16 protein-coding genes are annotated in these 20276 nt (G+C 60.7%); 11 read left to right on the top strand and 5 right to left on the bottom strand.

What is annotated here, in order from left to right; all coding sequences use genetic code 11:
- Window positions 1-18: 18 nt before the first annotated feature.
- Entirely contained in the window at window positions 19-2385 is a 2367-nt protein-coding gene (gene ygjK / locus AB5Y64_RS09675; RefSeq protein WP_324051431.1) for an alpha-glucosidase, read from the top strand.
- A 78-nt stretch (window positions 2386-2463) separates the two neighbouring features.
- Here ygjK and tyrS read toward each other — a convergent pair whose 3' ends face one another.
- Complete coding sequence (tyrS, locus tag AB5Y64_RS09670; RefSeq protein ID WP_041215604.1) at window positions 2464-3663, bottom strand: tyrosine--tRNA ligase; 1200 nt, start codon at window positions 3661-3663, stop codon at window positions 2464-2466.
- 114 nt (window positions 3664-3777) lie between these two features.
- On the opposite strand from tyrS, the gene AB5Y64_RS09665 reads away from it, so the two are divergent.
- Both AB5Y64_RS09665 and AB5Y64_RS09660 read left to right on the top strand, forming a co-directional pair.
- Window positions 3778-5088, top strand: a complete 1311-nt coding sequence (locus AB5Y64_RS09665; RefSeq protein ID WP_041212599.1) for a peptidoglycan DD-metalloendopeptidase family protein — start codon at window positions 3778-3780, stop codon at window positions 5086-5088.
- 152 nt (window positions 5089-5240) lie between these two features.
- On the top strand, window positions 5241-6365 hold the full coding sequence (locus tag AB5Y64_RS09660) for an anhydro-N-acetylmuramic acid kinase (RefSeq protein ID WP_368203692.1): 1125 nt from the start codon (window positions 5241-5243) through the stop codon (window positions 6363-6365).
- Window positions 6366-6477: 112 nt separating this feature from the next.
- Here AB5Y64_RS09660 and AB5Y64_RS09655 read toward each other — a convergent pair whose 3' ends face one another.
- A complete protein-coding gene (locus tag AB5Y64_RS09655) occupies window positions 6478-6879 on the bottom strand; it encodes a hypothetical protein (protein ID WP_233721082.1) in 402 nt (133 codons plus the stop codon).
- A 375-nt stretch (window positions 6880-7254) separates the two neighbouring features.
- Window positions 7255-8109: a hypothetical protein gene (locus AB5Y64_RS09650; protein WP_233721084.1), complete on the bottom strand. Its 855-nt coding sequence runs from the start codon at window positions 8107-8109 to the stop codon at window positions 7255-7257.
- 1089 nt (window positions 8110-9198) lie between these two features.
- Here AB5Y64_RS09650 and AB5Y64_RS09645 point away from each other — a divergent pair.
- Window positions 9199-10464 (top strand): Rid family detoxifying hydrolase, encoded by a 1266-nt coding sequence (locus AB5Y64_RS09645; protein ID WP_368203690.1) that lies wholly within the window; start codon window positions 9199-9201, stop codon window positions 10462-10464.
- A 113-nt stretch (window positions 10465-10577) separates the two neighbouring features.
- Here AB5Y64_RS09645 and AB5Y64_RS09640 read toward each other — a convergent pair whose 3' ends face one another.
- Both AB5Y64_RS09640 and tkt read right to left on the bottom strand, forming a co-directional pair.
- Window positions 10578-11939, bottom strand: coding sequence for a hypothetical protein (locus tag AB5Y64_RS09640; protein WP_324021225.1), 1362 nt, complete (start codon window positions 11937-11939; stop codon window positions 10578-10580).
- 160 nt (window positions 11940-12099) lie between these two features.
- On the bottom strand, window positions 12100-14091 hold the full coding sequence (gene tkt / locus AB5Y64_RS09635; protein WP_039040146.1) for a transketolase: 1992 nt from the start codon (window positions 14089-14091) through the stop codon (window positions 12100-12102).
- Window positions 14092-14431: 340 nt separating this feature from the next.
- On the opposite strand from tkt, the gene metK reads away from it, so the two are divergent.
- The 7 genes from metK (at window position 14432) to ruvX (ending at window position 20106) form a co-directional block, all read left to right on the top strand.
- Window positions 14432-15583, top strand: coding sequence for a methionine adenosyltransferase (metK, locus tag AB5Y64_RS09630; protein WP_010673869.1), 1152 nt, complete (start codon window positions 14432-14434; stop codon window positions 15581-15583).
- Window positions 15584-15651: 68 nt separating this feature from the next.
- Window positions 15652-16191, top strand: a complete 540-nt coding sequence (locus tag AB5Y64_RS09625; RefSeq protein ID WP_039040145.1) for a SprT family zinc-dependent metalloprotease — start codon at window positions 15652-15654, stop codon at window positions 16189-16191.
- 73 nt (window positions 16192-16264) lie between these two features.
- Complete coding sequence (locus AB5Y64_RS09620; protein WP_039040144.1) at window positions 16265-16957, top strand: endonuclease; 693 nt, start codon at window positions 16265-16267, stop codon at window positions 16955-16957.
- A 129-nt stretch (window positions 16958-17086) separates the two neighbouring features.
- Entirely contained in the window at window positions 17087-17818 is a 732-nt protein-coding gene (gene rsmE / locus AB5Y64_RS09615) for a 16S rRNA (uracil(1498)-N(3))-methyltransferase (protein WP_069651517.1), read from the top strand.
- A gap of 123 nt (window positions 17819-17941) precedes the next feature.
- On the top strand, window positions 17942-18892 hold the full coding sequence (gshB, locus tag AB5Y64_RS09610) for a glutathione synthase (RefSeq protein WP_104452499.1): 951 nt from the start codon (window positions 17942-17944) through the stop codon (window positions 18890-18892).
- A 154-nt stretch (window positions 18893-19046) separates the two neighbouring features.
- Window positions 19047-19601, top strand: coding sequence for a YqgE/AlgH family protein (locus tag AB5Y64_RS09605; RefSeq protein ID WP_010673864.1), 555 nt, complete (start codon window positions 19047-19049; stop codon window positions 19599-19601).
- Window positions 19602-19683: 82 nt separating this feature from the next.
- Complete coding sequence (ruvX, locus tag AB5Y64_RS09600) at window positions 19684-20106, top strand: Holliday junction resolvase RuvX (protein WP_010673863.1); 423 nt, start codon at window positions 19684-19686, stop codon at window positions 20104-20106.
- Window positions 20107-20276 lie beyond the last annotated feature (170 nt).

The following is a 20276-nucleotide window of genomic DNA, read 5'->3' as shown; positions in this document are numbered from 1 at the left end:
CTGTCATTGGAGCGAGAGATGTTTCGTAAAAGTTTACTATCCGTCACCCTGAGCGTCGCCCTGTTCGGCCTCACTGCCTGCAACGGCAATGACTCCAGCAGCCCGGCCGCCCCCAGCGCCACCCTGGCGAACCAGTATCAGAACGTGATCGACCGCAGCGGCACCCCGCTCCAGTTCCGTGACTTTGACAGCTACGCCAACCTCAAATACAACCCGCTGCTCGATCTCGGTGCCTGGCACGGCTTCCTGCTGCCCGCCAGCGACAGCGAGTGGGGCGGCTTTACCGGCCCCATGGTCATCGCCGAGGAGTACAGCCTGTTCTTCGCAAGGGAATTGGACAAGCTGACCCTGAGCGACGAGAGCGGCCGCGCCTTTCCGCTCACCAGCGCCAGCAAGCAGGCGCTGTACGCCATCCCGGGGGCGCTGGTGCAACGCTTCGATTTCGACCCCTTCACCCTGGAGCTGGAGCTGCGCTACGGCGATGCCCGCACTGCGCTGGTTCGCACCCGCACCATCAGCCAGACCGAGCGCGGCGTGGCATTCCAGTTCGGCAAGCTGCGCAGCACCTGGAACATCATGCAAAGCGGCAGCGCCAGCTACCGCATCGATCGCACCCTGCCCAGTCGCACCACCCTCGACGAGCAGGGGCTCGGCTACGTGAGCGAGGCCAGCCTCACCCTGGTCGCCAAGGGCCAGCAGGATATCTACACCCTGCAGAGCTATGTCCACAGCAGTGCTGACGCGAGCCGCTTCGAGCGAAGCCGCCAGGCGCTGCTGGCCGACCCCGCCAGCCATTTCGACGACTCCATCCGCCGCTGGGAGGATTACCTGGCGCGCGGCCTCTCCAATCAGGGGATCCCGGAGTCGGAGCGGCGCATCGCGGTCAAGGCGATGGAGACCCTCAACGGCAACTGGCGCTCACCGGCCGGCGCCATCCTGCACGACGGGGTCACCCCCTCCAACACCGCCCGCTGGTTCGACGGGGTCTGGGCCTGGGACAGCTGGAAGCACGCTTACGCCATGGCCCACTTCAACCCCGAGGTAGCCAAGAACAACGTGCGCGCCATGTATGACTACCAGATCCAGGCCGATGACCCGGTCCGTCCGCAGGATGCCGGCATGGTGATCGACGCCGTCTTCTACAACAAGCTCGCCGATCGGGGCGGTGATGGCGGCAACTGGAACGAGCGCGACACCAAGCCGCCCCTCTCCGCCTGGGCCATCTGGGAGATCTACAGCGCCACCCAGGACAAGGCCTTCATCGCCGAGATGTACCCGAAGATCCTGGCCTATCACGACTGGTGGTATCGGGCGCGGGACAACAACCGCAACGGCATCATCGAATATGGCGCCACCCGCCACGTCGAGCACAACGACGAGTTCGGCAACATCACCTTCAAGGTGCAGTACCCGACGGGGGCTCCGGCCGGGCTGGATCTGTCGAGCTGTACCAATGAGGGAGATGGCTGGTATGGCTGCGCCGGCATGGCGCTCTATCAGCAGGTATTGAGCGTTGGCGGCTACGCCGACATGGATATCGGCGCCCAGCACGGCGCAGGCTGGGAGTCCGGCATGGACAACGCCGCCCGCTTCGGCTTTATCGAACCGGATCAGCTCAAGCGCTATGCCGACAAGACCTATGGCGGCGACCTGGCCAGGGCGCGCCAGGACTGGAACGTCTTCTTCTTCGAAAACCATCAGGACGATGGCAGCCTCATCGGCTTCTCCATCGATCAGGAGTCGGTGGAGCTCAACGCCTTCCTCGCCAAGGAGAAGCGCATCCTGGCCGACATGGCCGAGCTGCTCGGCAAGCCTGACGAGGCGAGCCGCTACCGCGAAGGGGCGACCCAGCTGGCTGGCTACATCAACAGCTGCCTGTTCGATGAGGCCTCCGGCTTCTATTACGATCGCCAGATAGCCCAGGGGGATCTGCCCGACGCCAACGGCTGCGTCGGCAAGCTGTTGACCGCCCGCGGCCGTGGCCCGGAAGGGTGGAGCCCGCTCTGGGCCGAGGTAGCGGACAAGGAGAAGGCGGCGCGGGTGCGCGAGGTGATGCTCAATGCCCAGGAGTTCAACACCAGGGTGCCGCTCGGCACGGCGGCGCTGACCAACCCGGCCTACGACCCCGACATCTACTGGCGCGGCCGGGTCTGGCTGGATCAGTTCTACTTCGGGGTGAAGGGGCTGGAGAACTACGGCTATCGCAGCGATGCCCAACAGCTCGTCAACAAGCTGTTTAGCAATGCCGAGGGGCTGGCGGGCAGCGGCCCCATCCGCGAGAACTACAACCCGGAAACCGGCGCCATGCAGGGGGCCAGCAACTTCAGCTGGAGCTCGGCCCACCTCTACATGCTCTATCGCAACTTCCTGAAAACCGAGGGTTGATCCCTCTTTGCAGCAATGAGCCAACAAAAAGGCCTCCGCAAGGGAGGCCTTTCTTATGGCAGCGCCAGAGGTGGCGACTTACTTCACGGTCACCCGGGCAAACTTGCGCTTGCCGACCTGGTAGACGGCGGTACCGGCACCGATGAGGGCCTTGCCATCGTCCAGCTTCTCGCCGTCGCGCTTCACCGCGCCCTGCTTGATCATGCGCAGCGCTTCGGAGGTGGTGGCCACCAGATCGGCGTCTTTGAGCAGGTTGGCGATGGCCAGCCCTTCCCCTTCCAGTGCCAGCTCGACTTCTGGCATGTCGTCCGGAATGGCGTTCTTGGAGAAGCGCTGGGTGAAGTCTTCGTGGGCCGCTTCGGCCGCCGCTTCGTCGTGATAACGGGCGATGATCTCCTTGGCCAGCCAGATCTTCACGTCGCGCGGGTTGAGGGTGCCGGCGGCGATACCTGCCTTGAACTCTTCAATCTCGGCGAGCGGACGGAAGGAGAGCAGCTCATAGTAGTTCCACATCAGATCGTCGGTGATGGACATGATCTTGCCGAACATCTCCCCCGGGGCATCGTGCACGCCGATGTAGTTGGCAGCGGACTTGGACATCTTCTTGACACCGTCCAGGCCTACCAGCAGCGGCATCATCAGCACGCACTGGGTCGCCATGCCCGCATCTTTTTGCAGCTCGCGACCCATCAGCAGGTTGAACTTCTGATCGGTACCGCCGAGCTCGACATCCGCCTTGAGCGCGACCGAGTCATAGCCTTGCAGCAGCGGATAGAGGAATTCGTGAATGGCGATGGACTGGCCGTTGCTGTAGCGCTTCTTGAAGTCGTCGCGCTCCATCATGCGGGCCACGGTCTGCTTGGCCGCCAGCTTGATCATGCCGGTCGCGCCCAGCTCACTCAGCCAGGTGGAGTTGTACTCGATGCGGGTCTTGGCCGGGTCGAGGATCTTGAACGCCTGCTCGGCATAGGTGAGGGCGTTGTGCTTGATGGCCTCTTCGGAGAGCGGCGGACGGGTGGCGTTCTTGCCGGAGGGGTCACCCACCATGGCGGTGAAGTCACCGATCAGCAGGATCACTTCATGGCCCAGATCCTGGAAGGTCTTCAGCTTGTTGAGGATCACGGTATGACCCAGGTGGATGTCCGGCGCGGTCGGGTCCATCCCCAGCTTGATGCGCAGGGGGCGCCCTTCCTTCAACTTGGCGATCAGTTCTTCTTCAACCAGAATTTCTTCCGCTCCGCGCTTGATCTCGGCTAGCGCCACCTCGAGCTGGGACATTTTTTGACTCTCCAATCACGATTCCACAGGGCCAGACATATTACTGGAATGGCGGGCCAATTGGAAAGGCGGTAAACTCCGACCTTCTTCCGGGTTCAACTTTGTCTGCTTCTCATGGTCCTTTGGCACGCCTTCAACTCTCTCCCTCACTGGCACCGCAAGATGGTGCTGATCCTGAGCATCATGGTGATGATGCTGGCGGCCTGGCCGAGCGAACAGGCAGTCGCCACCCGGGTCGATGACAACGACAACGAACTGGCCGTCGAGCAGCAGGTCGACGAGGAGGCCCAGCTGGCACGGGCCGAGCCCGTCACCCCGCCCAAACCGCGCTATGTCACCAGACAGGTGAAGGTGCGCAGCGGCGACAACATGGGGGTCATCTTCCAGCGCCTGGGCCTCAGCACCACGGATCTGCACCTCATCGACCAGCTCGAGGGCACGGATACCCTGCGCCTGCTCAAACCCGGTCAGGAGCTCACCTTCAAGCTCACCAAGGGCGGCGAGCTGCACAGCCTCTATTACCCCCACAGCCTGGAGCAGGCGCTCAAGGTGAACCGCCGGGATGACGGCTTCGTGGCCAGGCCGGTGAAGATCGAGCTCGACACCCGCGAACAGGTGGCCCAGGGGGAGATCCGCTCCAGCTTCTGGGGCGCCGCCGTCGAAGCGGGCATGACGGAAGACCAGATCATGGATCTCGCCGCCATCTTCGGCTGGGACATCGACTTTGCCCAGGACCTGCAACCGGGGGACAGCTTCCGGGTGGTCTACCAGGACAAATACCAGGATGACGAGCGGGTTGCCTCCGGCGACATCCTGGCCGCCGAGTTCGTCAACCAGGGGGCCATCTACCGTGCCGTGCTGAACACGGATGGCAACTACTACACCCCGGACGGCAAGGCGATGCGCAAGAGCTTCCTGCGCGCGCCGGTCAACTTCAAATACATCAGCTCCAACTTCAATCCGCGCCGCCTTCACCCGGTCACCGGCAAGGTGCGTCCCCACAACGGCATCGACTACGTGGCGCCGGTGGGGACCCCCATCATGGCGGCGGGCGGCGGCAGCGTGGTGGCCGCCGGCTACAACCAGTTCAACGGCAACTACGTCTTCATCAAGCACGCAGGCAACTACGTGACCAAGTACCTGCACCTCTCCAAGCGCACCGTCAACAAGGGGCAGCGAGTGAAGCAGGGGCAGACCATCGGCCTGCTCGGCGGCACCGGCCGGGTCACAGGCCCGCACCTGCACTATGAATTCGTGGTGGGCGGCGTGCACAAGAACCCGCGCACCCTCAACCTGCCCCAGGCGGAGTCTCTCAGCGGGCGGGCGCTGGCCAGCTTCAAGGCCCAGGCCATGCCCCAACTGGCCAAGCTGGACAGCCCCGAGCTGCAACTGGCCAGAAACAAGGGCAACGGCGACGACAGCTGAGCGCTGTCGACCAAGGCGGAACACGGCATCGGACGGTTCCCCCGCATCATTGAAAGGGGTTGTCATGACGGAACGCTATATAGGCTTGATGTCCGGTACCAGAGCGGGGCATGGTATCGAACCGTTCCCCCGCATCATTGAAAGGGGTTGTCATGACTGAACGCTATATAGGCTTGATGTCCGGTACCAGTATGGATGGTATCGACGCCGTGCTGGTGCAGCTCGAGGGGGATGCACTGCGGGTCGAGGCGGCGCTGTGCCATCCCTGGCCAGCGGAGACCGCCCACGAGCTGCACGCCCTCTGCACCCCGGGGGAGAACGAAATCGACCGCATGGGGGTCGCCGACAACCTGGTGGCCCGCGAATTTGCCGCCGCCACCCAGGCCCTGCTCGCCAAGGCGGCGCTGACTCCCAAGGAGATTCGCGCCATCGGCAGTCACGGCCAGACCATACGCCACCGCCCAGCCCTCGGTTTTACCCTGCAGATTGGCAACGCGGCCCTGCTGGCGGCCCTGACCGGCATCGACGTGGTGGCCGATTTTCGCACCATGGACATAGCCCTCGGCGGTCAGGGGGCGCCCCTGGTGCCCGCCTTCCATCAGGCGCTCTTTGCCCGCCCCGGTGCCCTGCGGGTGGTGCTGAACCTCGGCGGCATTGCCAATATCTCGGTGCTGCCCGGCCAGGCCGACGGGGGGGCGGGTTCAGGGGTATATGGCTTCGATACCGGCCCCGCCAACACCCTGCTCGATGGCTGGTATCGCCGCCACCATCCACACGGTGACAGCTATGATGCCGGTGGCCAGTGGGCCGCCAGCGGCAAGCTTATTCCTGCGCTGCTGGAGCAGTTGCTGGCTCACCCCTACTTCGCCGCCCCCGCCCCCAAGAGCACGGGGCGTGAGATGTTCACCCTCGACTGGCTCGACGGCGAGCTGGACGGCTGCGCATACGCCCCCGCTGATGTGCAGCGTACCCTGCAATCCCTCACCTGCCACAGCATCGCCCGCCAGTTGCCCACCCACCGTGATGCGCCAACCCGGCCCGAGCTGTTTGTCTGCGGCGGCGGCGCCCACAACGCCCCGCTGCTGGCGGAGCTTGCTGCCCTGCTGCCCGACTGGCATCTGACCAGCACCGCCCAGCTCGGCCTTGCACCGGACTGGGTGGAAGGGGCCGCCTTTGCCTGGCTGGCACAACGCTTTATCCAGCGAAAGCCGGGCAACCTGCCTGCGGTGACCGGTGCGAGCCGCCCGGCGGTGCTGGGCGCCCTCTATCCCGCCTGAGCCGCTTCCCGAGCGCCCTCCCCTCTAATGGAACAAGCCCGAACAGGTGCACCTGATCGGGCTTGTTGTTATGCCTGGCGCCAGATGGCGCAGACCCGTCACTCTGTGCTCCCTACCCGAGCCGATCTTTCAACCTGGCCGCCTGCGCCTTGAAGGTCTCATAATCGGCGACATGCCGGCTCCTGGCGGCGGTAATCCACTGCACGCCCGTCTCGTCGGCGTGGGAAAATTCGATGCAAAACTCATATTTCGCGCTGGAGAGCAGCCCCATCAGCGCACCAGACAGAAAACCCACCAGGGGCAGGAAGAGCACGATGAGCCAGTTGCCCGCCTGCTCGTAGGAAGGGGTGAAGTAAAAGAGCACACTGGAGGTGACCACCCCCAGCAACAAGGTCTTCTTGAGCCTATCCATCCAGCCGAGTGCTTTTACCTGCACGCCGACGATGCGGTCCAGATCGTAGCGATCCTTGTTCACCCTCAGTGTGTTGTCCGACTGTTCAATGGCAATGGCCATCCTGATACTCCGTCCTGTTGGCTATGGCGATAAGGGGTTGCCGTGGCGGCCCCGGATTGTGCATCCCATGATCATGACGGACCAGCAGCCAGCCACGGGGTGATGGGCGGCACCTCCCCCAACAGGAACACACGCTGCGCATGGTATCGTATGGCGCCAAACATCAAAAGACGTTCACATCAAAAGGCGAGGTGGATCACCTTCTATCCACCCCTTGTCCCCCGTGCAGCCGTTGGCTTTTCTGGCCATCCTCTCATGGGCAAGGTAGCCGGGGGATCAGGGGTCAGTGAGATAACAGCCCCGTGATGACCCTCAGGAGGGGCGGGCCGATGGGATGGCGCCATAGGCCCGCCCCTCGAGAGCACTCCCATGGCCCTAGAAGGCCCACTTCAGGAAGCGGTTTACCTGGCGCTTGACCGGTGCACAGAGCGGCGGTTTGGGAGGCTCCAGGTTGATCTGTCTGCGGCCCACCCTGGCTTCGCCCCGCAGCAGGATCTGGAGATAGTGGGGGTGCTGGCGCTGGATGAATCGAGAGATCTCATGGGCCCAGGGTTTGGGGACTCCCCACAGGGTCGAGGCCAGGGCGCCGACGATACAGAAGAAAGCGGGCTCGTGCATGCCCATCCTGACGCCATTCTCCAGCGCCTCCTTGAAGGAGCCCGAATGGGCGATGCAGGTCATCACATTGACCATGAAGGCGGCATAGTCATCTTCCCCGCCGTGGCCCACCCTGGCCACCAGCCCGGCCTGCGGCCTGTAGCCGAACTGGTGGCCGATGTGCTCAAGCACTGCATTGCGCTGGCGAATGACCTTGGCATAGAACATCAGCATGGCGGTGCAGTCGAGCGCCTGGCTCAAGGCCGCCTGATGGGGATGGGTCTGGGTGGGACGGGGGGTGGTCAGCAGCGCGATCTCCTCCGAGATGGCGAGCAGACCGATGGGCACCGCCGTGCTGATAAAGGCGAGGTCAATGGCGATCGCCAGGTCCTGGCCCTCCTCCATCCGGCCGATGACCACCTGCTCGGCAAAGAGGCGACGCTGGCGCTCGATAAAGGCGCCATAGATCAGGGCCCTGAACTTCTTCTGGGGATAGGGGGTATCGAGCAGGGTCTCCATGGTCAGGATGGCGGCACCGGTGCGACCGCGCAGTTGATAGTCGGGGGCGAGGGGGAAGTGCTTGCCTAGGCGGGGGGGGTGGCCGAAACCCGCTGGTGCGGCTGTACATGTCACCCAGAATGAATCCAAGCATAAAACCTCCGAAGTCAGATGACGGGGATCGCGATGCGATCGCATGTGCCACTCCCGGGCAGATGAGTGCCGATCCGTGCTGCTCGTCGGCAGGGTCCCTGATTTCATTATTAATCATACAGTTAATAATCCACCCAAACCCCGACCCAGGTCGCAATAACGGCAGTTGATGACAAAAAGCACAAATAAGGGTGGTGCGGGGAAGATGAGCTGGCTGCATCGCAAGGAGTGCGGGATACGCCAGGGCGGCAAAGCAGGGCGGACTCCGGGGCCCCCTCACAGGGAGGGTCATGACAGGAGTGATATGCATCGGGGGGCGGCAAGTCGGGGCAGGCAAGGGGAAGGCCCCCTCCCCTTGCTTATGAGCCTTGTTGGCGGGGTGCGTTCGCGCCGCTGAAAAGATATGGCATAGGCGATGTGGCGACCCGCCCATGTCAGCCTCCGCCGCAGGGGCTAAAAAGCGCCCTCTCTTTCTCCCGTATTTATGTCATGACCTGTGGCCATGCAAAGAGGGTGAATGTTATTTCAGTGTGCTCACCGCAGCATATTTTGACGGCGCTGAACAGGGCGTCGAGAGAGCGATAAATAGATAGCTATGCAAAACCGGGAGAATAAGCTGCAATGTCGCCAAAAGTATTAACGGAGGATTCACAGGCTGTAACCCTGATGCGCGACAATATGGCGCTATCTGGTTCCATTTTCATGGTAAAGCGGGATCATCATCACCTTTATTTGCCATACCCGTCATGAATTGAATCGCAAAATGAATATATTTCACTCTGTTGAGCCACTTCATAGAAACAGGATCCCGGTTTGCATCCCCGGATAACCGCCCCCTAGAATTCTCCCGTCTGAATCACCAGGCCAACTTCTCTCCCTTGTCTGTTGCACGCGCTGTCTGCATCGAAACAGGGCTCGACACTGTGATGATCGTTCTCCTTTTCTCCGTCGCCCTGCGGCGGGAACGGGCAACTGTTGCCGCAATATCACGAGTCATCAGCGTGCCGTATTCGGCCAGGGAAGAACAATGCGGCCCGGACCCTACATCAAAAACGAAAAAGGAGTATCGCCATGAGTGGTACCATCATCAAGTCAGCCAGAAATACCCCCAATGCGCCTCAGGATCTGGGGCCCTATACCCAGAGCGTGGCCTTCTCCCACTACAACAATATTGCCGCCCAGCTCCCGGTCGATCCGAAAACGGGCGCGCTGGTCGCAGGGGATATCCAGGCGCAGGCCAGACAGTGTCTCACCAATATCCAGGCCATCGTCCAGAGCGTTGGCCACGGCATGGAGGACATGGTGAAGGTGACCCTGTTCCTCGCGGACATCGCCGACCTCGATGCCGTCAACGCCGTCTATCGGGAATTCTTCCCCCACTCGCTGCCGACCCGCACAGTGCTCGCCGTCGCCGGTCTGCCGCTCGGCGCCAGGGTGCAGATGGACGCCCTGCTCTCCAACGGGGAAGGCACCTTCCCCCAGGCCCCCTGCCCGCTGCTCAAGATCTCCCGCAATAGCGACCGCGCCCCGCAGGATCCGCTCTCCAGCCAGAGCGTCGCCTTCTCCCATTACAACAATATCGGTGCCCAGCTGCCCCTCGACCCCGCCTCCGGCGCTCTGGTTGACGGTGGCATTCGCGAGCAGGCGGCCCAGTGCCTGCGCAACATCAAGCACGTGCTGGAGAGCATCGACGTGCCCTTTGACGACATCGTCAAGGTGACCGTCTATCTGACCAATCTGGCGGATCTCGACGCCGTCAACGAGGTTTACACCACCTTCTTCCCGGACTCCGCCATCGCCCGTGCTGTCGCCTATCTGCCCGCCCGCTCTGTGGTCAGTGCCGCCGCCCTGCCGCTGAGCGCCCGGGTGCAGATGGATGCGGTCATCTCCCACGGTGACGGCACCCCGCCCCAGCTGGTGGAAGACAGGCACAATCTGGTGATCCGTGCCCGCAATACCGACAAGGCACCGAGAAGCCCGCTGCATACCCAGAGCGTCGCCTTCTCCCACTACAACCATATCGCGGGCCAGCTGCCGCTCGACAGGACCACCGGCAAAGTGCTGACCGGTTGCGTCCGTGAGCAGACCGCCCAGTGCCTCGGCCATATCAAGACCATCGTCGAGAGCATCGGCCACGTGATGGACGATATCGTCAAGGTCAATATCCAGCTTGCCAACATCGCGGATCTGGCGGACGTGGATGCCATCTACGCCAAATATTTCCCGGGCTATCTGCCTGCCCGCACCGTGATTGGCGTTAGCGAGCTGCCCGCCGGCGCCCTGGTGCAGATGGATGCGGTGATGTCCAACGCCGAAAGCACCCCGCCGCAGGTGTAATGTTGCGGTAAATAAAAAAGAGACCGGCTGATGGCCGGTCTCTTTTTTGGTAACAGGAAGGGATATTATGGCATCGACGCAGATATGCGAACTTTCGATGACGCTTCGCTAATCTAACCTACGGGCTCAGCCTCATCAGTATGAAACATTCTTCTTATGAAGAATCGAAAGTAACTTTGTGAGGTTAGATAGTCAACTCCAAGATATGGCATGTCACCATGAATGGGATGTTCAGTAAGGCCATAAAAATGAGATGCTTTATAATCAAGATCTGTTACATCTTCATATAACCTTCTTAATAAACCTGTTGGTCTTACAAGAAAATTATGACAGTAAACATCTTCTAGAAGAGACCGTTGATATGCTTCCCAATCTAAAAAACCTTGATCAATATCTCCATTTTTCCCATCAGTTGTCTGAGTGACAGCTTCAACTACACTCCGACCTATTATAAATAGCTGAGAGCTCCACACCGCATATAAATCAAACATTGTATCTTCATTGTCATCGCATGGAACTCCTCTTTTAATTAAGTCACAAATATTTGGCAAATAATTTAGTGGTGCAGGAATCTCACTTGGTTTAATTTTTTTATTATCGACCAAGTACTGTGCACTTGCAGCCGCATAAGGGTTCAACCCTACTAATACGAGGGAGTTGGTGTATGGGAATTTTTCAGACAGCTCTGACCAAAGTTGAGAACAATATACAAAACCATGGATCCCTGATTCTTCCATTTTTTGAGCGGCAATAGTCGATATACTATTAAATTGTTCTCTTAATTCAGCAGAGGGATTTTCTCCCTTGGGAGCATCCCAACGCTCTTCATCGTACTCCCAGACAATCTTACAAACACTAAAGTTATCTTCTTTAAAAATAACATGACTGAACGTTGCTAACTCATTTTCTGTCGGAATCCATAACTTCAACCTCAAAGAGGCTATATTACTTGGATCGTCAAAATAGGGGATCAGAGCAACTATTTTTCGATTATCAAATGTTAATGTTTGGATGACAGCATCTCGAGCGATGCGAGTTTCCATTGGTGATATTAGAATATAAAAACTATCTTCCCTACTCATAGCAGGAAATAATGTTGTCAGATGGTTTGAATATGCAAGCAACTCAGTAAATGCTTGTCTTTCAGTCTGTTCACTTTTCTTTAGCTCTATAATTCCTATCCCAGTATCTCCAGGGAATGTAGCTAAAAAATCAGCTCTAATTGTTGAATTTGATTGCTGTTCTAAAGGAACTTCACACCCAATTAATTTAATGCCGTATAGTTTGGCGTGAAACTCCTCCAGTTTTGTGTTGATTCTATTTCTTATTAAATTATTTGCTGAAACGTTTGATAAGTCATCTTCAAATTTAAAAATATCTAGGCCTACAGGTTCATCTAAGAACGAGTCAAATCTCTCTCGATTACTCCAAATATAATCTTGTATTTCTCTTTCGGTAAAAGATATTTTTCCCATGTCGATCCTTGTTTGTACTTTATTAAAGTTTAACTTTTCGCATTACTTGCAAACCTATCAATATTATTTACTTATATCCATAAATGATATTTATAAATTTCAATAAAAAAAGCGCCTCCCAAGGGAGGCGCTTTTCAGTTCTATACAAAGCAATTAGCTATTACAGGGACTCTGCGGTCGCCACCACGTTTTCCACGGTAAAGCCGAATTCCTTGAACAGCAGCTCGGCCGGAGCGGACTCACCGAAGGTGCGCATGCCGATGATCTTGCCGCCAAAGCCCACGTACTTGTACCAGTAGTCGGCGATGCCGGCTTCGATGGCCACACGCTTGGTGACGGCGGCCGGCAGGACGGACTCCTTGTACTCGGCGGACTGGGCATCGAACACGTCGGTAGACGGGATGGAGACCACGCGCACGGCACGGCCCTTGGCAGTCAGCTGCTCATAGGCGGCCACGGCCAGCTCCACTTCGGAACCGGTGGCGATCAGGATCAGCTCCGGGGTACCGGCACAATCCTTCAGCACGTAACCACCCTTGGCGGCATCGGCCAGTTGCTGGGCGGTGCGGTCCATCTGGGCCAGGTTCTGACGGGAGAAGATCAGGGAGGTCGGGCCGTCGGTACGCTCGATGGCGTGTTTCCAGGCGATGGCGGACTCTACCTGGTCACACGGGCGCCAGGTGCTCATGTTCGGGGTCAGACGCAGGGAGGCGATCTGCTCCACCGGCTGGTGAGTCGGGCCATCTTCACCCAGACCGATGGAGTCGTGGGTATAGACGAAGATGGCGCGCTGCTTCATCAGGGCGGCCATGCGCAGGGCGTTGCGGGCGTACTCCATGAACATCAGGAAGGTGGCGCCGTAGGGGATGAAACCACCGTGCAGGGCGATGCCGTTCATGATGGCGGACATGCCGAACTCGCGCACGCCGTAGTGGATGTAGTTGCCTGCGGCGCTCTCGGGAGTCAGGGACTTGGAGCCGGACCACATGGTCAGGTTGGACGGCGCGAGATCCGCGGAGCCGCCCATGAATTCCGGCAGCAGCTTGCCGAAGGCTTCCAGGGAGTTCTGGGACGCTTTACGGGTCGCGATCTTGGCCGGGTTGGCCTGCAGGGTTTCGATGATCTTGGCGGATTCAGCAGCCCAGTTGGCCGGCAGCTCGCCAGTGGTACGGCGCTTGAATTCGGCAGCCAGGGCCGGGTGAGCGGCTTCATAGGCGGCGAACTTGGCAGCCCAGTCGGATTCGAGCTTGGCGCCCTTCTCCTGACCGTTCCACTCGGCGGCGATGTCGGACGGGATGACGAACGGCGCGTGGTCCCACTTCAGGAAGGCACGGGCGGCGGCGATCTCGTCGTTGCCCAGCGGTGCGCCGTGGCAGTCGTGGGAGCCGGACTTGTTCGGGGAACCGTAGCCGATGATGGTGCGGCAGCAGATCAGGGTCGGCTTGCCGGTCTCGGCCTTGGCGGCTTCGATGGCAGCGTTGATGGCTTCCGGGTTGTGACCGTCAACGGCCGGGATGACGTGCCAGCCGTAGGCTTCGAAGCGCTTGGGTGTGTCGTCGGTGAACCAGCCTTCTACGTGACCGTCGATGGAGATGCCGTTGTCATCCCAGAACGCGATCAGCTTGCCCAGACCCAGGGTGCCGGCCAGGGAGCAGGCTTCGTGGGAGATACCTTCCATCAGGCAGCCGTCGCCCATGAAGGCGTAGGTGTAGTGGTCGACGATGTCGTGACCCGGCTGGTTGAACTGCTCGGCCATGGCCTTCTCGGCGATCGCCATGCCCACGGCGTTGGTGATGCCCTGACCCAGCGGACCGGTGGTGGTTTCAACGCCCGGTGCATAACCATACTCCGGGTGACCCGGGGTGCGAGAGTGCAGTTGGCGGAAGTTTTTCAGATCGTCGATGGAGAGGTCATAACCGGAGAGGTGCAGCAGGGAGTACAGCAGCATGGAGCCGTGGCCGTTGGAGAGGATGAAACGGTCGCGGTCGGCCCACTTGGGGTTGTTCGGGTTGTGTTTGAGGTGGCTGCGCCACAGCACTTCAGCGATATCCGCCATTCCCATGGGGGCGCCCGGGTGACCGGAGTTGGCTTTTTGAACGGCATCCATACTCAATGCACGAATGGCATTGGCAAGCTCTTTACGAGAAGGCATCTGTATCTCCTGCGATTGCTTCATTTGATGGCCAAGATTAAGGCGCGTTATTGTCCCAGCAGGGGGCGCGGCGTGCAAATATTATCTGGGCGAATAAAGTGGCTTTGGGAGCACAATCGCTTTTCTGGGCGGGGAAAACGATTCAATCCGCCCCCTGCCTTACCTCCATGGAGGTGGATCCCTTCCCCGTCCCGCCCCGGGCGGCTCCACCCCCAAATAGTGCTGGCAATCACCGGATGACCTATTTAAAATAGACGTCCAGATGTAGATACCTCTACAGTCATCCTGTCATTATCCGGTTATGGCCAAGGCGATAACCCTTACGAATCGAGAACCAAACATGGCAAAGCTGTTTACTTCCGAGTCGGTCTCCGAAGGCCATCCCGATAAAATCGCCGACCAGATCTCCGATGCGGTGCTGGACGCCATCCTGCAGCAGGACACCAAGGCGCGCGTCGCCTGCGAAACCCTGGTCAAGACCGGCATGGTGATGGTAGCCGGCGAAGTGACCACCTCTGCCTGGGTCGACATCGAACAGATCGTGCGCGACACCGTGCGCGAGATTGGTTACACCCACTCCGACATGGGCTTCGACGCCGACTCCTGCGCCGTGCTGAACGCCATCGGCAAACAGTCTCCGGACATCAACCAGGGCGTCGACCGTACCGACCCGCTGGAGCAAGGTGCCGGTGACCAGGGCCTGATGTTCGGCTACGCCACCAACGAAACCGACGTGCTGATGCCCGCGCCCATCACCTACTCCCACCTGCTGGTGAAGCGTCAGGCAGAAGTGCGCAAGAACGGCACCCTGCCGTGGCTGCGTCCGGACGCCAAGAGCCAGCTGACCTTCGCCTACGACGACGCAGGCAAGATCCTGGGTGTCGATGCCGTGGTGCTCTCCACCCAGCATTGCGACTCCATCAGCCACAGCGATCTGGTGGAAGCGGTGCGCGAAGAGATCATCAAGCCGGTGCTGCCCGCCGAGTGGATCAACAAGGACACCAAGTACTTCATCAACCCGACCGGCCGTTTCGTCATCGGCGGCCCCATGGGTGACTGCGGTCTGACCGGTCGCAAGATCATCGTCGACACCTACGGCGGCATGGCCCGTCACGGTGGTGGCGCCTTCTCCGGCAAGGATCCGTCCAAGGTGGACCGCTCCGCCGCCTACGCCGCCCGCTACGTGGCCAAGAACATAGTCGCCGCGGGTCTCGCGGATCGCTGTGAAGTGCAGGTCTCCTACGCCATCGGCGTGGCCGAGCCCACCTCCATCAGCGTCGAAACCTTCGGCACCGGCAAGGTGGCCGAAGCCCTGCTGGTCAAGCTGGTGCGCGAGTTCTTCGAGCTGCGCCCCTATGGCCTCATCGAGATGCTGGATCTGAAGCGTCCGATCTACCAGGCAACCGCCGCTTACGGCCACTTCGGCCGCGACGAGTTCCCCTGGGAGAAGACCGACAAGGCCGAGCTGCTGCGCGCTGCCGCTGGCCTGTAAGGCTCGAGGTTGTGATAAAAGGGGAGCCTGGCTCCCCTTTTGCTTTTGTGTCCTGTCCCGAGGATCCCATGCCTGCCACTGCCACCCGGCTTGACCCCGCCCTCATCGAGATGCTGCTCGCGCGCGTCGAGGCCTGCTTTGTGCAGGCTGAAACGCGCCTTGGCCGCACCTTCCCGCGCCCGCAAGTCCACTGCAACATGCGGGGCCGGGCGGCAGGATCTGCGCGGCTGCAAACCTGGGAGCTGCGTTTCAATCCGGCGCTCTATCAGGCCAATCAGCAGGCATTTCTCAGGGAAGTAGTGCCCCACGAGGTGGCGCACCTGCTGGTCTATGCGCTCTGGGGAGAGGGGCGCGGCAAGAGCCGAGTACTGCCCCATGGCCGCCAGTGGCAGTCGGTGATGCGGGAGCTGTTCGGCCTCGAACCCAGCACCACCCACAGCTTCGATCTGGGGGTGCTGGCCCAGCGCACCTTCGTGTATGCCTGCGCCTGCCAGCAGCATCCCCTCTCGGTGCGCCGCCACAACAAGGTGATGCGCGGCGAGGCCCGCTATCACTGCCGCCGCTGTCGCCAGCCCCTGGTGTGGCAGCGCGACACGACGGCGGATTGAGTCACCCCGTGTCGCGCTCCTGTGATAGGGTGCGCGCTTACTTCATTCAACTGTCTCATTGCCAAGGATATTCATGTTTCGCCCTCTGCTCTCCCTCTGCCTGGCCCTGCTGGTCAGCGCCCCGGCCCATGCCGACAACATCCAGACCTTTCGCGCCGCCAAGCAGGATCTGAACAAGCTCTACCAGAGCCACCCCGTCACCTTCTACTGCGGCTGCAACATCAAGTTCAGCGGCAAAAAGATGGCCCCCGACTGGGAGAGCTGCGGCTACCTGCCGCGCAAGCAGGCCGAGCGGGCCTCCCGCATCGAATGGGAGCACGTGGTGCCCGCCTGGGAGTTCGGCCACCAGCTCCAGTGCTGGCAGGACGGGGGTCGCAAGAATTGCGGCAAGAGCGACGAGTTCAACAGGATGGAGGGAGACATGCACAACCTCTTCCCCGCCATCGGCGAGGTGAACGGCGATCGGGCGAACTTCCGCTTCAGCGACTGGAACGGCAAACCGAACCAGTACGGCAAGTGCCAGATGCTGGTGGACTTCAAGGAGCGCCAGGTGCAGCCGCCCAAGGGGCCGGTGCGTGGCCAGATCGCCCGCGCCTACCTCTACATGAGCCAGCAGTACGGACTGCGTCTGGCGGCCCAGCAGCGCAAGCTTTACGAAGCCTGGGACAGGCAGTATCCGGCTGATCGCTGGGAGTGCGAGCGCAACCGCCGTATCGGCAAGCTGCAGGGCAATACCAATCCCTTCATTGAAAAGCAGTGCCAATAACCCCATTTGACCAGGGAGGGGGAGCGTCCCCCTCCTCCTGAATCCCTTCACTCTCTGTCTCGCGAGCCTTGCTCGCCGCCGTGCAGTAGGGTATTGAAGGGTTTCCAAGCAAGAGACTGACTATCAGCCATGCGCATTCCACGTATCTATGAACCGGCCAGCCTGCAGGTTGGCCAGACCCTCGCCCTGTCGGAAGACGGTGCCAATCACATCGGCCGCGTGCTGCGCATGCAGCCGGGCCAGCAGCTCGAGCTGTTCAACGGCGACGGCAACCAGTACCCCGCCACCATCGCCAACGTCGGCAAGAAGTCGGTGGAAGTGACCATCGACAGTTGCGAGACCCGCTCGGTGGAGTCCCCCCTTGCCATCCACCTGGGTCAGGTGATCAGCCGCGGCGACAAGATGGACTTCACCATCCAGAAATCCGTGGAGCTCGGCGTCACCTGCATCACGCCCCTCTTCTCCGAGCGCTGCGGCGTCAAGCTGCCCGCCGATCGGCTGGAGAAAAAACGCGAGCAGTGGCAAAAAGTGGTGATCAGCGCCTGCGAGCAGTGCGGCCGCAATACCGTGCCCGAGGTGCGCATGCCGATGGAGCTGGACGCCTGGCTGGCGGAAGAGACCCAGGAGCTCAAGCTCAACCTGCACCCGCGCGCCCCTTACAGCATCAACACCCTGCCGATCCCCGAGCACGGCGTGCGCCTGCTGATCGGCCCGGAAGGGGGCTTGTCCGGCGACGAGATCGCCCGTACCGTGCAGGAAGATTTCAAGGAGATGCTGCTGGGGCCGCGGGTGCTGCGCACCGAAACCGCCGCCCTGACGGCGATTACTGCGCTTCAGTGCCGCTTTGGCGATCTGGCCTGACAGCCGACCCCACCCCGGCCCTCCCCTTCGCAGGGGAGGGAGCAACAGGCCCCTCCCCCTTGTGAAGGGGGAGGCAGGGAGGGGGTCATCACATCCAATCGAGCCATTAGGAAGGAAACTCGGATGACCATTAAACTCGGCATCGTGATGGACCCCATCTCGGCCATCAACATCAAGAAGGACTCCAGCTTCGCCATGCTCGAAGAGGCGCAAAAGCGCGGCTACGAGCTGTTCTATCTGGAGATGAAGGATCTCTACATGGAGGCCGGTCGCGCCTTCGGCACCATGCGTCCGCTCACCGTCAAATATGACTATGCCGACTGGTATAGCCTCGGCGAGGTGGTGGATCAGCCGCTCTCCAGCCTGGACGTGATCCTGATGCGCAAGGATCCCCCCTTCGACACCGAGTTCATCTACGCCACCTACATGCTGGAGCGGGCCGAGGATGAGGGTTGCCTCATCGTCAACAAGCCCCAGAGCCTGCGCGACGCCAACGAGAAGCTCTACACCGCCTGGTTTGCCGAGCACACCCCGACCACGCTCGTCACTCGCAGAGCCGACAAACTGCGGGCTTTCCACGCCAAGCACAAGGACGTCATCCTCAAGCCGCTCGACGGCATGGGCGGCGCCTCCATCTTCCGCATGAAGGAGGATGACGCCAACGTCGGCGTCATCATCGAGACATTAACCTCTCACGGCAGCCAGTACTGCATGGCGCAGACCTATCTGCCCGCCATCAAGGATGGCGACAAGCGGGTGCTGGTGGTGGATGGCGAGCCGGTACCTTACTGCCTGGCCCGCATTCCGGCCCAAGGTGAGACCCGTGGCAACCTGGCGGCCGGTGGCCGTGGCGAGGCACGCCCCTTGAGTGAAGCGGACTGGGCCATCGCCCGCGCGGTGGGCCCGACCCTGAAAGAGAAGGGGCTCATCTTCGTCGGCCTCGACATCATCGGCGATCGCCTGACCGAGATTAACGTCACCAGCCCGACCTGCATCCGCGAGATAGAGGCGGCCTTCGACGTCTCCATTACCGGCATGCTGATGGACGCCATCGAGCGCCGACTGGGCCGCTGACCCCTTCGTTGCCACGGCGAGGAAACACACACAAGGGGCCGTGAGGGCCCCTTTGACTGCCGCCCTCCTGCCGGCAAAAAGCGGTTTTGCCCGCCGCCATCAACTGCCATAATCACCCCAAATACCTTTGCACGCTAAGAGATACATACGCTCCATGCAAACACTGCAAAATCACTTTCTGCTCGCCATGCCGAGCCTCACGGACGCCTATTTCCAGCGCTCCCTGGTCTATCTGTGCGAACACAGCAGCGAAGGCGCCATGGGACTGGTGGTCAACATTCCGGTCGACATGTCCCTGGACGCCATGCTGACCAAGCTCAACCTCAATCCCCCCGCCACCGCCGAGATGAAACAGCCGGTGTTGCAGGGGGGGCCGGTGCACGGGGATCGCGGCTTCGTGTTGCACAGCTTCCGCCCGGGCTTCAATTCCACCCTGCAGGTGAGCGACGAGATGATGGTCACCACCTCCAAGGACATCCTGGAGACCCTGGGCACCGACGAGGCGCCGGACCACTGGCTGGTGGCGCTCGGTTACGCCGGCTGGAGTGCAGGCCAGCTCGAGCAGGAGCTGGTGGATGGCGCCTGGCTGGTGATCCCCCCCAATCCCAAGCTGGTCTTCGATACCCCCATCCACCTGCGCTGGCAGCAAGCCGCCGCGAGCATTGGGGTCAACCCCCTGCACCTCTCCAGCCAGGTGGGCCATAGCTGACACCCCGGCCCTCCCCCACGAGCAGGGGGAGGCAGGGAGGAGGCTTCCCCCTTCATTTATCCATCCATTTCGAGGAGACCCCATGTCATCACGCAGCATCATGGGCTTTGACTACGGCACCAAGAGCATCGGTGTCGCCATCGGCCAGGAGCTCACGGGCAGCGCCCGCCCCCTTCGCTCCCTCAAGGCCAACGACGGCATCCCCAACTGGGACGAGATAGAGAAGCTGATCAAGGAGTGGCAACCGGATCTGCTGATCGTCGGTCTGCCCCTCAACATGGATGGCACGGACCAGGAGATCACGGTGCGGGCCCGCAAATTCGGCAATCGCCTGCATGGCCGTTTCGGCAAGCCGGTGGAATTCAAGGATGAGCGACTCACCACCACGGATGCCCGCGCCCGCCTGTTTGAACGTGGCGGCTACAAGGCGCTGGACAAGGGGAGCGTGGACGGCGTCTCCGCCCAGCTCATCGTCGAAGCCTGGATGGAAGAGCAGTACGACTAAACCGGGGTGCCTCCTCCCCCTTGCTTCTCTTTCGCCGCCCCGCTCTCCATGGGCCCGCCCCAGGCAAAACGCGTCATACCAATCAGATTAAAGATGTGATCTAATTGCTCTATTCTGGTTTCACTGTACTCAGTATGTCCGATCCAATCGATTTCTTGGCCCTCGCCAAG

The sequence above is a fragment of the Aeromonas sp. R5-1 genome (genome assembly GCF_040908265.1).
In the GTDB taxonomy this organism is placed as follows: Bacteria; Pseudomonadota; Gammaproteobacteria; order Enterobacterales; family Aeromonadaceae; genus Aeromonas; species Aeromonas caviae.
This window is presented reverse-complemented; position numbering and strand designations above follow the sequence as displayed.